This window comes from Pseudomonas sp. NFACC45 (assembly GCF_900113505.1).
GTDB classification, from domain to species: Bacteria; Pseudomonadota; Gammaproteobacteria; order Pseudomonadales; family Pseudomonadaceae; genus Aquipseudomonas; species Aquipseudomonas tehranensis.
This window is the reverse complement of the sequence record NZ_FOPO01000009.1, coordinates 261,504-274,101: the sequence shown is the minus strand read 5'-3', so window position 1 is coordinate 274,101 and position 12,598 is coordinate 261,504. Positions and strand designations below refer to the sequence as shown.

Sequence of the window (12,598 nt, the reverse complement as noted above, 5' to 3'; positions counted from 1 at the left end):
CGGTTGCGCTGAGTTGGTGCGGGCGCTGGAAAAAAAGCATCAGGCAGGGTCATCGCTGTACGCAGTGAACCCTTCGGCGTTCAAGGGTATGCTGCGGTTCTGTGTCCCACGCAGGCCCGCTGAGTCGGGCAAAAAACGATAACCAGCGAGGAGTGTGCGCGGTGTTTGCTTTAGATCCACAACTGCAACAAGACACATTGGTCATGGGTGACTTCCCGTTGTGCCGGTTGCTCTTGTCCAACGACGCCAATTACCCGTGGTTCATTCTCGTGCCGCGGCGGGAAGATATCAGCGAATTGTTTCAGTTGGATGACGCCGATCAACAGCAACTGTGGAAAGAAACCACCGCGCTGGCCGAAACCCTCAAGGACTCCTTCAGTGCTGACAAGCTGAACGTTGCAACCTTGGGTAACGTTGTCAGCCAACTGCATATGCACGTCATCGTGCGCAAACGTGATGACGCGGCCTGGCCAGCGCCGGTCTGGGGCAAGCACCCGGCCAAGCCTTATACTACTGAACAGGTGAAGGTCATTCGTGACCGATTGCGAGCGGCCTTGACCGATGATTTCAAGTTTCTGGAGGGCTGAAACCATGAACCTTGAAGAGCGTGTAACGGATCTGGAAAGCCGTCTGGCGTTTCAGGATGACACCATCCAGGCACTCAATGATGTGCTGGTGGCGCAGCAGCGAGTGGTCGAGCGTCTGCAGTTGCAAATGGCTGCTTTGCTCAAGCGCCAGGAAGAGATGGCCGGGCAATTCGAAACCTTTGAAGAAGAAGCGCCTCCGCCTCACTACTGACCGAGTGGAACGCCAGGCAATAAAAAACCGCGAGCAGCGTGGCTGTCTCGCGGTTTTTTTACGCTTGGGATCAGCGGCGCGGTAGCGCGGCGATCACATCTTCGGCTTGTAGGCCCTTGTCGCGGTTCATCACGGAGAACTCCACGCGCTGACCTTCGACCAGAACGCGGTGGCCTTCGCCACGAATGGCCCGGAAATGCACAAAAATGTCATCGCCGGAGTCGCGGGAGATGAAACCGAACCCCTTGGAAGTGTTGAACCACTTCACGGTGCCGGTATCGCGGTTGGACATGTCGTAGTTCTGCGGTGCGGCGGCCGGTGACGACTTCTTGTAGAAGCTGACAGCCAGGTGCAATGCCACGGCAAGCAGTGATGCGGTCAGGCTGAACAGCACAGCCGGTTGACCGGCGATTTGCGGCATGGGCGCCAGCAGGGTCAGGGTTTGCAGGGCAACGGCCAACACCAGCAAGGCGCTGACCAGGTTTTGCAGTTGATGACGTGGGCCTTTGTTCCAGTAGGGGATAACAGGGGCAAGGGTCAGGTTGAGCAGGCCGAAGAAGGCCAGGTAAAGCGCATCGGGATGTTGCAGGTAAGGCGTGGCTTCGGAACCCAGGCTAGGGATGAAGGACAGCAGCAGGGCAGCTGCGCCCATTAGCAAGTGGACGATTTTCAACATTTTGATTGACTCACGGTTAAGACGGATCACTAAGGAAGAGCTGATCGGGGCGGTTCGCTTCGGAACAATAGAGAGGCGTTGGACACATTCCCGAATTCAGCCTATGCGCCATGCCCGGAAAAATGGGCGTAGCGACACACTGCCTATTTAACAGCAAAGCCCCGACCTTCTCAAACCCGTTACGGGGGCGCACCGCGCTGTTCGTCGGCGCAAGGGGGCAGGCAAGGGCGTGAAATTTCCCGCCTCGTCGGAACCGTCCGGTGTTGCGGCTTGTCGGTTCAGGAGGGCTGGCGATTTGTCGCAGGCTGGCGGCGGTAACACCCGCTAGAGTGCAAGAACCGCTGTCGAATTCATCACCGCAGGAGATCAACCAACATGGCAATTGATATCGGGATCAGTGAAGAAGATCGCAAATCCATCGTCGAGGGGCTTTCACGCCTTCTGTCGGATACTTATGTCTTGTACCTCAAGACCCATAATTTTCACTGGAATGTCACGGGGCCGATGTTTCGCACCCTGCACCTGATGTTCGAGGAGCAATACAACGAACTGGCGCTGGCAGTGGATCTGATTGCTGAACGCATTCGTGCCCTGGGCTTTCCCGCGCCGGGCGCTTACTCCGTGTATGCACGCTTGTCTTCTATCAAGGAAGAAGAAGGCGTGCCTGGCGCCGAAGACATGATCCGCCAGTTGGTCGAGGGTCAGGAGGCCGTGACGCGTACGGCCCGTAGCATCCTCCCTTTATCGGACAAGGTCAGTGACGAACCGACCACCGATCTGCTGACCCAGCGCATGCAGGTCCATGAAAAAACCGCATGGATGTTGCGCTCGTTGCTGGAAGACCGGTAAGCGCCGGGCCCGGCGATGACGGGGGGCGTTGGCATTATCGCCAGCGCTTTGTGTAGGACGTCGTAATTCGTCGCCTGCCTGCTGCTGGCTTGTCCTACGCCGATGGTCATAAAGTCATCTGGATCTGGCGATGCCGTTGAGCTTCCATAGAGCCACAGATTGGTTGTTCCAATTGAGAGGTTCGTATGGCAAAGGAGTGTCAACGGTATGATTCAAGGAAAAGAACCCGGGGAAGGTGTGCATGGGCGCTTTCAGCCCATTACCATCGACCCGTTCGTCCGGGGGTTCGACATGCAACTGGCCCGGCCCCTGTCCCGATCGATTCGCCTGAACGGGTTCGCCACCTGTCTTCGGCTTGAGCAGGTCTATTGGGATATTCTCGGTGAGATGGCCCAGCTCAACAGCTGTTCCATCAGCACCTTGCTCTCCCATGTGGACCGGGAGGTGCACCTGCGCCATGGCGGGGTGCGCAATTTCAGCGGTTTGGTGCGCGTGGTTTGCGTGGTGCACAGTTTGAAGGAAACCGGGATGGATCACGGTGCGGCGTAGGAGCTGCCGAAGGCTGCGATTAGACTCAAGTGCTTGGGGCAAGATCGCAGCCTCTTTGCACTCGTCAGCTCCTACGTAGCTCCTACACAGTATCTACTCGACAATGACTGTTTAGTCTTGCGGCTGCACAGGCCGCATTTAATGGATATAATCCCGCTCTTTGCCGCAAAGCCCAGCCTTTGCGCGAGTAACCTGATCGCCGAGACAACCCCCATGCCGATGTACGACTATCAATGTGCTTCCTGTGGTCATCAGATGGAAGCCATTCAAAAGATCAGCGCGGCACCGCTGGTCGATTGCCCTGCCTGCCAGGCGCCGGAACTGAAAAAGATGCTGTCCATGCCAGGTTTCCGCCTCGGTGGCACCGGCTGGTATGAAACCGACTTCAAGACCGGCGCCAAGAAGAACCTGGCCGGTGGCGACAAAGCGGACTGAGTTGAACACGCGCGAGCTCTTGCACGGGCAGGGCCTCCAACCGAATTTCGAATTACGAGAAGTGAAACCACTACCATGATGCGCAGCCATTATTGCGGCCAACTGAACGAAAGCCTGGAAGGTCAGGAAGTTACTCTTTGCGGATGGGTCCATCGTCGCCGTGACCATGGCGGGGTGATTTTCCTCGATATCCGTGATCGTGAAGGCCTGGCCCAAGTGGTGTTCGACCCGGACCGCGCTGAAACCTTCGCCACCGCCGACCGCGTGCGCAGCGAGTACGTGGTCAAGATCACCGGCAAGGTACGCCTGCGTCCGGCCGGTGCCGGCAACGCCAACATGGCCTCGGGCATGATCGAAGTGCTGGGCTACGAGCTGGAAGTGCTCAACGAAGCGGAAACCCCGCCGTTCCCGCTCAACGAATACTCCGACGTGGGCGAAGAAACCCGCCTGCGCTATCGCTTCATTGACCTGCGTCGTCCGGAAATGGCCGAGAAGCTGCGTCTGCGTTCGCGCATGACCACCAGCATCCGTCGTTACCTGGATGAAAACGGTTTCCTCGACGTCGAGACGCCGATCCTGACCCGTGCCACGCCTGAAGGTGCTCGCGACTACCTGGTGCCGAGCCGCACCCACCCCGGCAGCTTCTTTGCCTTGCCGCAATCGCCACAGTTGTTCAAGCAACTGCTGATGGTGGCCGGCTTCGACCGCTACTACCAGATCGCCAAGTGTTTCCGCGACGAAGACCTGCGTGCCGACCGTCAGCCTGAGTTCACTCAGATCGACATCGAGACCAGCTTCCTCGACGAAAAAGACATCATGGGCCTGACCGAAGGCATGATCCGCAACCTGTTCAAGGAAGTGCTGGGTTTGGAGTTCGGCGAGTTCCCGCACATGACCTTCGAAGAAGCCATGCGCCGCTACGGTTCCGACAAGCCGGACCTGCGCAACCCGCTGGAACTGGTGGACGTGGCCGATCAGCTCAAGGAAGTCGATTTCAAGGTGTTCAGCGGCCCGGCCAACGACCCGAAATGCCGGATCGCGGCCCTGCGTGTGCCAGGCGGGGCAAGCATGCCGCGCAAGCAGATCGACGACTACACCAAGTTCGTCGGCATCTATGGTGCCAAGGGGCTGGCGTACATCAAGGTCAACGAGCGCGCGGCCGGTGTTGAAGGCCTGCAATCGCCGATCGTGAAAAACATCCCTGAAGCCAACCTGAACGTGATCCTCGATCGCGTGGGCGCGGTTGATGGCGATATCGTGTTCTTCGGCGCCGACAAGGCCAAGATCGTCAGCGAAGCCTTGGGCGCGTTGCGCATCAAGCTGGGTCACGACCTCAAGCTGCTGACCTGCGAGTGGGCGCCGATGTGGGTCGTCGACTTCCCGATGTTTGAAGAGAACGACGACGGCAGTTTCTCCGCGCTGCACCACCCGTTCACCGCGCCGAAGTGCTCACCTGAGGAGTTGGAAGCCAACCCGGCCACCGCTCTTTCACGTGCTTACGACATGGTCTTGAACGGCACCGAGCTGGGTGGCGGTTCGATCCGTATCCATCGCAAGGAAATGCAACAGGCGGTCTTCCGTCTGCTGGGCATCAGCGAAGCGGAACAGGAAGAGAAATTCGGCTTCCTGCTCGATGCGCTGAAGTACGGTGCACCGCCCCACGGCGGCCTGGCCTTTGGCCTGGACCGTCTGGTGATGCTGATGACCGGCGCCCAGTCGATCCGTGAAGTGATCGCGTTCCCGAAAACCCAGAGCGCGGCCGATGTCATGACCCAGGCTCCGGGCGTAGTGGATGCCAAGGCTCTGCGCGAGCTGCACATCCGTCTGCGTGAACAGCCAAAGGCTGAGTAAGGCCGACACCTGGAGGCGCATCTTCGGATGCGCCTTTTCATTGGGGTCGATATTTCTGGTTGCCGGCTCTTGCGCGAGCGCAGGGCGGGCAATGTTTCAAAGAGAAACCGGAGCGAGTTATGGCAGGTCATTCCAAGTGGGCGAACATCAAGCACCGCAAAGAACGTCAGGATGCCAAGAGGGGCAAGATTTTCACCAAGTGGATCCGTGAGTTGACGGTCGCTGCCCGCCAGGGTGGCGGTGATCCGGGCTCCAACCCGCGCTTGCGCCTGGCCCTGGACAAGGCGCTGGGGGCGAACATGAGTCGCGACATCATCGACCGCGCTATCGCCCGCGGCGCGGGTGCGACCGAAGCCGATAATGTGGAAGAGCTGACCTACGAGGGTTACGGTCCCGGTGGCGTGGCGGTGATGGTTGAGTGCATGACCGACAACCGCAACCGTACCGCCGCCGCCGTGCGTCATGCCTTCAGCAAATGTGGGGGCAACCTGGGCACCGACGGTTCGGTGGCGTACCTGTTCGAGCGCAAGGGGCAGATCAGCTTCGCGCCGGGTATCGATGAAGACGCCCTGACGGAAGCGGCCCTGGAAGCCGACGCCGATGACGTGGTCAGCCATGAGGACGGTTCGTTCGACGTGTTCACCTCGTTCGCCAGCTTCTACGCCGTGCGCAATGCGTTGGAGGCCGCCGGTTTCATACCCGCCGACGCCGAAATCGTCATGCAGCCGACCACCAGCGCCGAACTGGACCTGGAAGGCGCCGAGAAGGTGCTCAAGCTGATCGACATGCTTGAAGACCTGGATGATGTGCAGAACGTTTATTCCAACGCCGATATTCCTGAAGCGGTCGCCGAACAACTCGGCTAACCCCCGTAGGAGCTGGCGAAGCCTGCGATCTTTTGATTTTCTGGTCGAAAAGGCAAAATCAAAAGATCGCAGGCTTCGCCAGCTCCTACACGGCTGTATCCTCAAGCAACCGCATTACCTTTCGCAGGCGTTATGACTTTAATCCTTGGTATCGACCCCGGTTCGCGCATCACCGGCTACGGCGTGGTTCGTGATACCGGGCGTGGCTGCGTGTATGTCGCCTCAGGCTGTATCCGCACCGGCGCCGGTGAGTTGCATGAGCGCTTGCAGATCGTCTATCGCGGCGTGCGTGAAGTCATCCAGACCTACGGCCCGGTCACCATGGGTATTGAAAAGGTCTTCATGGCGCGCAACGCCGATTCTGCCCTGAAGCTGGGGCAGGCTCGAGGGGCGGCCATTGTGGCCGGTGCCGAGGAAAGCCTGGAAATCGCCGAATACACCGCAACCCAGGTCAAGCAGGCGGTCGTTGGAACGGGCGCGGCCAACAAGGAGCAGGTGCAAATGATGGTGATGCATCTGCTGAAACTGGTCAGCAAGCCGCAGATCGACGCCTCCGACGCCCTGGCCATCGCCATTTGCCATGCTCATACCCGTTCCAGCCTGTTGCCGCATGGCCTGGGAGCCGCACGCAGTCGTGGCGGGCGCCTGCGTCTCTGATAGCATCAGCGCAATCTTTCGTGAGCCCGAGCATTTTGCGCCTGTGTCGTCGGCCTCCATGCTTCGGCCGTTACTCGCCAGCCCGCGGCTGGCCTACGCCCAAGGATCTGAAACGTGATTGGACGCTTGCGCGGCACCCTGGCTGAAAAACAGCCGCCGCACCTGATTCTGGATGTAAATGGCCTGGGTTATGAGCTTGAAGTGCCCATGACCACGCTGTATCGCCTGCCGTCGGTCGGTGAACCGCTGACGCTGCACACCCATTTGGTCGTGCGCGAGGATGCCCAGTTACTCTATGGCTTCGTGGGCAAGCGCGAGCGGGATTTCTTCCGCGAGCTGATTCGTCTCAACGGCGTCGGTCCGAAATTGGCCCTGGCCTTGATGTCGAGCCTGGAAGTCGACGAACTGGTGCGCTGCGTGCAGTCCCAGGACACGTCGGCCCTGACCAAGGTGCCAGGGGTGGGCAAGAAAACCGCCGAGCGCCTGCTGGTTGAGCTCAAGGATCGGTTCAAGGCCTGGGAGGCGGTGCCGGCCATGTTCGCGCTGGTGCCGAACCAGCCGGACGCGCCAGCGCCCGCGGCCAGCGCGGAAAACGATGCGGTCACCGCACTGATCTCCCTGGGCTACAAGCCGCAGGAGGCCAGCAAGGCGATTTCCGCCATCAAGGAAAAAGGCTTGAGCACCGAAGACATGATTCGTCGTGCCCTGAAGGGAATGATTTAAGTGATTGAAGCCGATCGTCTGATCGCCGCCACGGGTGCCCCCCGTGACCGTGAAGAAGTACAAGACCGTGCGATTCGTCCCGTCAGCCTGGCCGATTACATCGGTCAGCCGGCGGTTCGCGAGCAAATGGAACTGTTTATCCAGGCGGCCCGCGGGCGCAGCGAGTCCCTGGACCATACCTTGATCTTCGGCCCTCCCGGTTTGGGCAAGACTACCCTGGCCAACATCATTGCCCAGGAGATGGGCGTGTCGATCAAGAGTACCTCCGGGCCGGTCCTCGAGCGTCCGGGTGACCTGGCGGCGCTGCTGACCAACCTTGAGCCCCATGATGTGCTGTTCATCGATGAAATCCACCGGCTGTCGCCGATCGTCGAGGAAGTGCTGTACCCGGCCATGGAGGACTTCCAGCTCGACATCATGATTGGCGAGGGGCCGGCGGCCCGTTCCATCAAGCTGGATCTGCCGCCTTTTACCCTGGTGGGCGCCACTACCCGCGCCGGCATGTTGACCAACCCGCTGCGGGACCGTTTCGGTATCGTCCAGCGCCTGGAGTTCTACAACAACGCCGATCTGGCGACGATTGTCGGCCGCTCGGCCGGCATTCTCGGGTTGCCGCTGGACCCGGATGGCGCTTATGAGATCGCCCGGCGGGCGCGAGGTACGCCGCGGATCGCCAACCGGCTGTTGCGGCGGGTCCGGGATTTTGCCGAAGTTCGTGCCAAGGGCCACATCACCAAACCGATTGCCGACCTGGCGTTGAACCTGCTGGACATCGACGAGCGTGGTTTCGACCACCAGGACCGGCGTCTGCTGCTGACCATGATCGAAAAGTTCGACGGCGGTCCGGTGGGCGTGGACAGCCTGGCGGCGGCCATCAGCGAAGAGCGCCATACCATCGAAGATGTGCTGGAACCCTACCTGATCCAGCAGGGCTACATCATGCGCACCCCGCGCGGGCGTGTAGTGACTCGCCACGCCTATCTGCACTTCGGCTTAAACATCCCGACACGAATGGGTGAGATGCCGGTAGTAGACGAATTCCTCGATGCCGTGGACGATTGAACGACCTCTGTGCAGCGACTTTTTTCAGGTTCGTGCTGTCCCAGACGACACCCGGAGCGTCATTGCATTCGAGAATGAAAAAAACAGTTGCCTGGCCGATTGGCAACCTGAGGAGTAAGCACTAGAGTATGCGCGCGCAAAACGGGCTGGAGTCGTTCGCACATCGCTGTCGCGTTTATTACGAGGACACCGATGCCGGCGGCATCGTTTACTACGTCAATTACCTCAAGTTTATGGAACGGGCTCGAACCGAACGGCTGCGGGAACTGGGTTTTGCCCAATCCGCGCTGGTGGGGGAGGACCTGTTATTCGTCGTGCATTCCAGCGAAGCGCGTTACTACGCGCCGGCGCGACTGGACGACGAGCTTCTGGTAAGTGCCGATGTCATCGAATTGAACCGTGCCAGCCTGCGCTTCAAGCAGCAGGTCAGGCGGGCTACGGATAATGCGCTGCTCTGTGAAGGGCAGTTTCTGGTGGCCTGTGTGCGCACCCATAGTTTGAAACCCCGGGCCATTCCCGAAGCTCTACGCGCGGCCTTTGCCGGCGTGAGCGGCGCCGGTACATACTCAGAGCAGGAGATAAAGCGTGGAAGCTAACGTCGTCGACCATTCCTCCATGTGGAGCCTGGTCAGCAATGCCAGCGTTGTGGTGCAGTTGGTAATGCTGATCCTGGTAGCCGCATCGGTGACCTCATGGATCATGATCTTTCAGCGCAGCAACATGCTGCGCGCCGGTCGTCGAGCCCTGGAGAGCTTCGAGGAGCGCTTCTGGTCCGGTATCGACCTGTCCAAACTCTACCGCCAGGCGGGCAGCAACCCGGACCCGGACTCGGGTGTCGAGCAGATCTTCCGCGCCGGCTTCAAGGAGTTCTCCCGTCTGCGCCAACAACCAGGCGTAGACCCTGAAGCCGTGATGGAAGGCGTGGCCCGTGCCATGCGCGTCGCGATCTCCCGCGAGGAAGAAAAACTCGAGCAGGGCCTGCCGTTCCTGGCCACCGTCGGTTCGGTCAGCCCGTACATCGGCCTGTTCGGTACCGTGTGGGGGATCATGAACTCCTTCCGTGGCCTGGCCACAGCCCAGCAAGCGACCCTGGCCACCGTGGCCCCGGGTATTGCCGAGGCACTGATTGCCACCGCCATTGGTCTGTTCGCGGCCATCCCGGCTGTAATCGCCTACAACCGCTTTGCTGCCCGCAGCGAAACGCTGACCAGCCGTTACTACACCTTCGCCGATGAATTCCAGGCGATCCTGCACCGCAAAGTGCACACCAGCGAAGAATAAGCAGGTATTTCCCAATGGCTTTAATCGCTCGAGCCCGAAAAAAGCGCAAGCCGGTTGCCGAGATGAACGTGGTGCCCTACATCGACGTGATGTTGGTGCTGCTGGTCATCTTCATGGTGACCGCGCCGATGCTCAATCAGGGCGTGAAGGTTGATCTGCCCAAGGTTTCCAGTGAAGCCTTGCCGCAGGACAACGACACCCAGGTCCTGACCATTTCGATCAAGGCTGACAAGACCTACTACTGGAACCTTGGCAGCGAAGTCGACACCGAGAAGCAGCAGGACCGGGCCATGACCTTGCCGCAGATGACCGATGCGGTGACCAAGATCATCAACGCCGGCAACAGTAACGGCAAGCGCACCCAGGTTTTCATTCGCGGCGACAAGACTGTCGACTACGGTGCGGTGATGGGCGCCATGGGCGGCCTGCAAAAAGCCGGGGTCGGTAATGTTGGCTTAATCACTGAGGCGCCCTGATGCAGCAACAGCGAGAGCCGTCCGCCTCGGAAAGCTACTTCTGGCCTAGTGTCTGGGCAATTGGCTTGCATGTGCTGGTGTTTGGCATGCTGTTCGTCAGTTTTGCCATGACTCCGGAGCTGCCGCCGGCCAAGCCGATCGTGCAGGCGACCCTGTATCAGCTCAAGTCCAAGAGCCAGGCCACCACGCAGACCAACCAGAAGCTTGCCGGTGAGGCGAAGAAATCCGCCGCGCGCCAGACCGAAGTCGAGCAGATGGAGCAAAAGAAGGTCGAGCAGGAAGCGATAAGAGCTGCGGAACAAAAGAAAGAGCAAGCGGCTCAAAAGGCCGAAGAAGCCAGGAAGGCTGACGAAGCCAAGAAAGCCGATGAAGCGAAGAAGGCCGCCGAGGCGAAAAAGGCCGAAGAGAAACAATTGGCTGATATAGCCAAGAAGAAGTCCGAAGAAGAAGCCAAGAAAGCCGCTGAAGAAGAGGCCAAGAAAGCGGCCGCTGAGGCAGCGAAGAAAAAAATTGTCGAGGACGCCAAGAAAAAAGCGGCCGAGGACGCCAAGAAGAAAGCTGAAGCTGACGAGGCGAAAAAGAAAATCGCCGAAGACGCGAAGAAGAAAGCCGCCGCCGACGCCGCCAAGAAAAAGGCTCAGGACGCAGCGCGTAAATCCGCCGAAGAGAAAAAAGCCCAGGCCTTGGCAGATTTGCTTTCCGACACGCCAGAGCGTCAGCAGGCATTGGCTGATGAGCAGGGCGATGAAGTCGCCGGCAGTTTCGATGATTTGATTCGCGCCCGAGCAGCAGAAGGCTGGGCTCGTCCACCTTCGGCACGCAAAGGCATGACTGTAGTATTGCAAATCGGCATGTTGCCCGACGGTACGGTTACCTCGGTCAGCGTGGCCAAGTCCAGCGGTGATGGCCCGTTCGACGCCTCGGCGGTCGCAGCGGTCAAGAACATTGGGCGATTGACGGAAATGCAAGGAATGAAACCGAGCGATTTTGCTCCCTATCGTTCATTCAAGATGACATTCACACCTGAGGATCTAGCCTTGTGAGAAACCTTCTTCGATCAATGCTGGTCGTTATCTGCTGCCTGGCAGGGATAGCGGTAGCAGAGGAAAAGAACATTCTGGTCACCAGCGGCAGCGACCGGGCGACCCCGATCGCCGTCGTACCGTTCGGCTGGCAGGGCGGTAGCGTCCTGCCGGACGACATGGCGGAAATCATCGGTAATGACCTGCGCAACTCGGGTTACTACGCGCCGATTCCGAAGCAGAACATGATCAGCCTGCCGACCCAGGCCAGCGAAGTCATCTATCGCGACTGGAAAGCCCTGGGCGCCCAGTACCTCATGGTCGGCAACATCGTGCCGGCCGGCGGTCGCCTGCAGGTGCAATACACCCTGTTCAACGTCGCCACCGAGCAGCAAGTGCTGACCGGCAGTGTGTCGGGCAGCGTCGATCAACTGCGTGACATGGCGCACTACATCTCCGACCAGTCGTTCGAGAAACTCACCGGCATCAAAGGGGCGTTCTCTACCCGCATGCTCTACGTGACGGCCGAACGCTTCTCTGAGAAAAATACCCGCTACACCTTGCAGCGTTCAGACTATGACGGCGCTCGTGCAGTGACCCTGCTGCAATCGCGCGAGCCGATCCTGTCGCCGCGTTTCGCCCCCGATGGCAAGCGCATCGCTTATGTTTCGTTCGAACAGAAGCGTCCGCGTATTTTCATGCAACACATTGACACTGGTCGCCGTGAGCAAATCACCAACTTCGAAGGCCTGAACGGTGCGCCAGCCTGGTCGCCAGACGGTACGCGCCTGGCATTCGTGCTGTCCAAGGACGGTAACCCGGACATCTATGTGATGAACCTGGCTTCGCGTGCGATTTCTCGCGTGACCAATGGTCCCGGCATCAACACCGAACCGTTCTGGGGCAAGGATGGCTCGACCATTTACTTCACCTCCGACCGTGGCGGCAAGCCGCAGATCTACAAGACCAGCGCCAGTGGTGGCGGTGCCGAACGCGTGACGTTTGTCGGTAACTACAACGCCAACCCTAAACTGTCGGCGGACGAAAAGACCCTGGTGATGATCCATCGCCAGGATGGCTTTACCAATTTCAAGGTGGCGGCTCAGGATTTGCAGCGAGGTAGTGTAAAGATCCTCACTGATAGCACTCTGGACGAGTCACCTACTGTTGCGCCCAACGGCACCATGGTAATCTACGCCACCCGCCAGCAGGGCCGGGGAGTCTTGATGCTCGTGTCCATTAATGGACGCGTGAGGCTCCCGCTTCCTACCGCACAAGGCGAAGTCAGAGAACCGTCCTGGTCCCCTTACCTGAACTGACGCGGCGCAATACGTTTTACTTAACACACTGGGG

16 protein-coding genes are annotated in these 12,598 nt (G+C 59.4%); 15 read left to right on the top strand and 1 reads right to left on the bottom strand.

Annotation, left to right across the window (positions count from 1 at the left end; translation table 11 throughout):
• The first annotated feature begins 161 nt into the window (after window positions 1–161).
• Window positions 162–587, top strand: a complete 426-nt coding sequence (locus BM132_RS18420; RefSeq protein ID WP_092393326.1) for an HIT family protein — start codon at window positions 162–164, stop codon at window positions 585–587.
• Window positions 588–591: 4 nt separating this feature from the next.
• Complete coding sequence (locus tag BM132_RS18415) at window positions 592–798, top strand: SlyX family protein (protein WP_025215235.1); 207 nt, start codon at window positions 592–594, stop codon at window positions 796–798.
• A gap of 70 nt (window positions 799–868) precedes the next feature.
• On the opposite strand, the gene BM132_RS28815 is transcribed toward BM132_RS18415, so the two are convergent.
• Window positions 869–1,474, bottom strand: a complete 606-nt coding sequence (locus BM132_RS28815; RefSeq protein ID WP_092393320.1) for a cold-shock protein — start codon at window positions 1,472–1,474, stop codon at window positions 869–871.
• Window positions 1,475–1,849: 375 nt separating this feature from the next.
• Here BM132_RS28815 and BM132_RS18405 point away from each other — a divergent pair, with 375 nt between their 5' ends.
• The 13 genes from BM132_RS18405 (at window position 1,850) to tolB (ending at window position 12,564) form a co-directional block, all read left to right on the top strand.
• Window positions 1,850–2,323 carry a Dps family protein gene (locus tag BM132_RS18405; protein WP_092393315.1) on the top strand — a complete coding sequence of 158 codons (474 nt, stop codon included), beginning with the start codon at window positions 1,850–1,852 and terminating at the stop codon, window positions 2,321–2,323.
• Window positions 2,324–2,530: 207 nt separating this feature from the next.
• The gene (locus tag BM132_RS18400; RefSeq protein ID WP_092457551.1) at window positions 2,531–2,872 is read left to right on the top strand and encodes a ribbon-helix-helix domain-containing protein; all 342 of its coding nucleotides are present in this window, start codon (window positions 2,531–2,533) and stop codon (window positions 2,870–2,872) included.
• Window positions 2,873–3,085: 213 nt separating this feature from the next.
• The gene (locus tag BM132_RS18395) at window positions 3,086–3,307 is read left to right on the top strand and encodes an FmdB family zinc ribbon protein (RefSeq protein WP_003178589.1); all 222 of its coding nucleotides are present in this window, start codon (window positions 3,086–3,088) and stop codon (window positions 3,305–3,307) included.
• A gap of 75 nt (window positions 3,308–3,382) precedes the next feature.
• Window positions 3,383–5,158, top strand: coding sequence for an aspartate--tRNA ligase (aspS, locus tag BM132_RS18390; RefSeq protein ID WP_092457548.1), 1,776 nt, complete (start codon window positions 3,383–3,385; stop codon window positions 5,156–5,158).
• A gap of 119 nt (window positions 5,159–5,277) precedes the next feature.
• Window positions 5,278–6,024, top strand: coding sequence for a YebC/PmpR family DNA-binding transcriptional regulator (locus tag BM132_RS18385; protein ID WP_092457545.1), 747 nt, complete (start codon window positions 5,278–5,280; stop codon window positions 6,022–6,024).
• Window positions 6,025–6,156: 132 nt separating this feature from the next.
• On the top strand, window positions 6,157–6,681 hold the full coding sequence (ruvC, locus tag BM132_RS18380; RefSeq protein ID WP_025215229.1) for a crossover junction endodeoxyribonuclease RuvC: 525 nt from the start codon (window positions 6,157–6,159) through the stop codon (window positions 6,679–6,681).
• 114 nt (window positions 6,682–6,795) lie between these two features.
• Window positions 6,796–7,404, top strand: a complete 609-nt coding sequence (ruvA, locus tag BM132_RS18375) for a Holliday junction branch migration protein RuvA (protein WP_047227070.1) — start codon at window positions 6,796–6,798, stop codon at window positions 7,402–7,404.
• The gene (gene ruvB, locus BM132_RS18370; RefSeq protein WP_047227069.1) at window positions 7,405–8,466 is read left to right on the top strand and encodes a Holliday junction branch migration DNA helicase RuvB; all 1,062 of its coding nucleotides are present in this window, start codon (window positions 7,405–7,407) and stop codon (window positions 8,464–8,466) included.
• A 128-nt stretch (window positions 8,467–8,594) separates the two neighbouring features.
• On the top strand, window positions 8,595–9,062 hold the full coding sequence (gene ybgC, locus BM132_RS18365) for a tol-pal system-associated acyl-CoA thioesterase (protein ID WP_092457542.1): 468 nt from the start codon (window positions 8,595–8,597) through the stop codon (window positions 9,060–9,062).
• A complete protein-coding gene (gene tolQ, locus BM132_RS18360; RefSeq protein ID WP_047227067.1) occupies window positions 9,052–9,747 on the top strand; it encodes a protein TolQ in 696 nt (231 codons plus the stop codon). The genes ybgC and tolQ overlap by 11 nt, the downstream gene beginning before the upstream one ends.
• A 23-nt stretch (window positions 9,748–9,770) precedes the next feature.
• Window positions 9,771–10,223 (top strand): protein TolR, encoded by a 453-nt coding sequence (gene tolR, locus BM132_RS18355; RefSeq protein WP_160893274.1) that lies wholly within the window; start codon window positions 9,771–9,773, stop codon window positions 10,221–10,223.
• Window positions 10,223–11,266, top strand: coding sequence for a cell envelope integrity protein TolA (gene tolA / locus BM132_RS18350; protein WP_092457539.1), 1,044 nt, complete (start codon window positions 10,223–10,225; stop codon window positions 11,264–11,266). Before tolR ends, tolA begins: the two co-directional genes overlap by 1 nt.
• Entirely contained in the window at window positions 11,263–12,564 is a 1,302-nt protein-coding gene (gene tolB, locus BM132_RS18345) for a Tol-Pal system beta propeller repeat protein TolB (RefSeq protein WP_092393294.1), read from the top strand. The genes tolA and tolB overlap by 4 nt, the downstream gene beginning before the upstream one ends.
• Window positions 12,565–12,598: the final 34 nt, after the last annotated feature.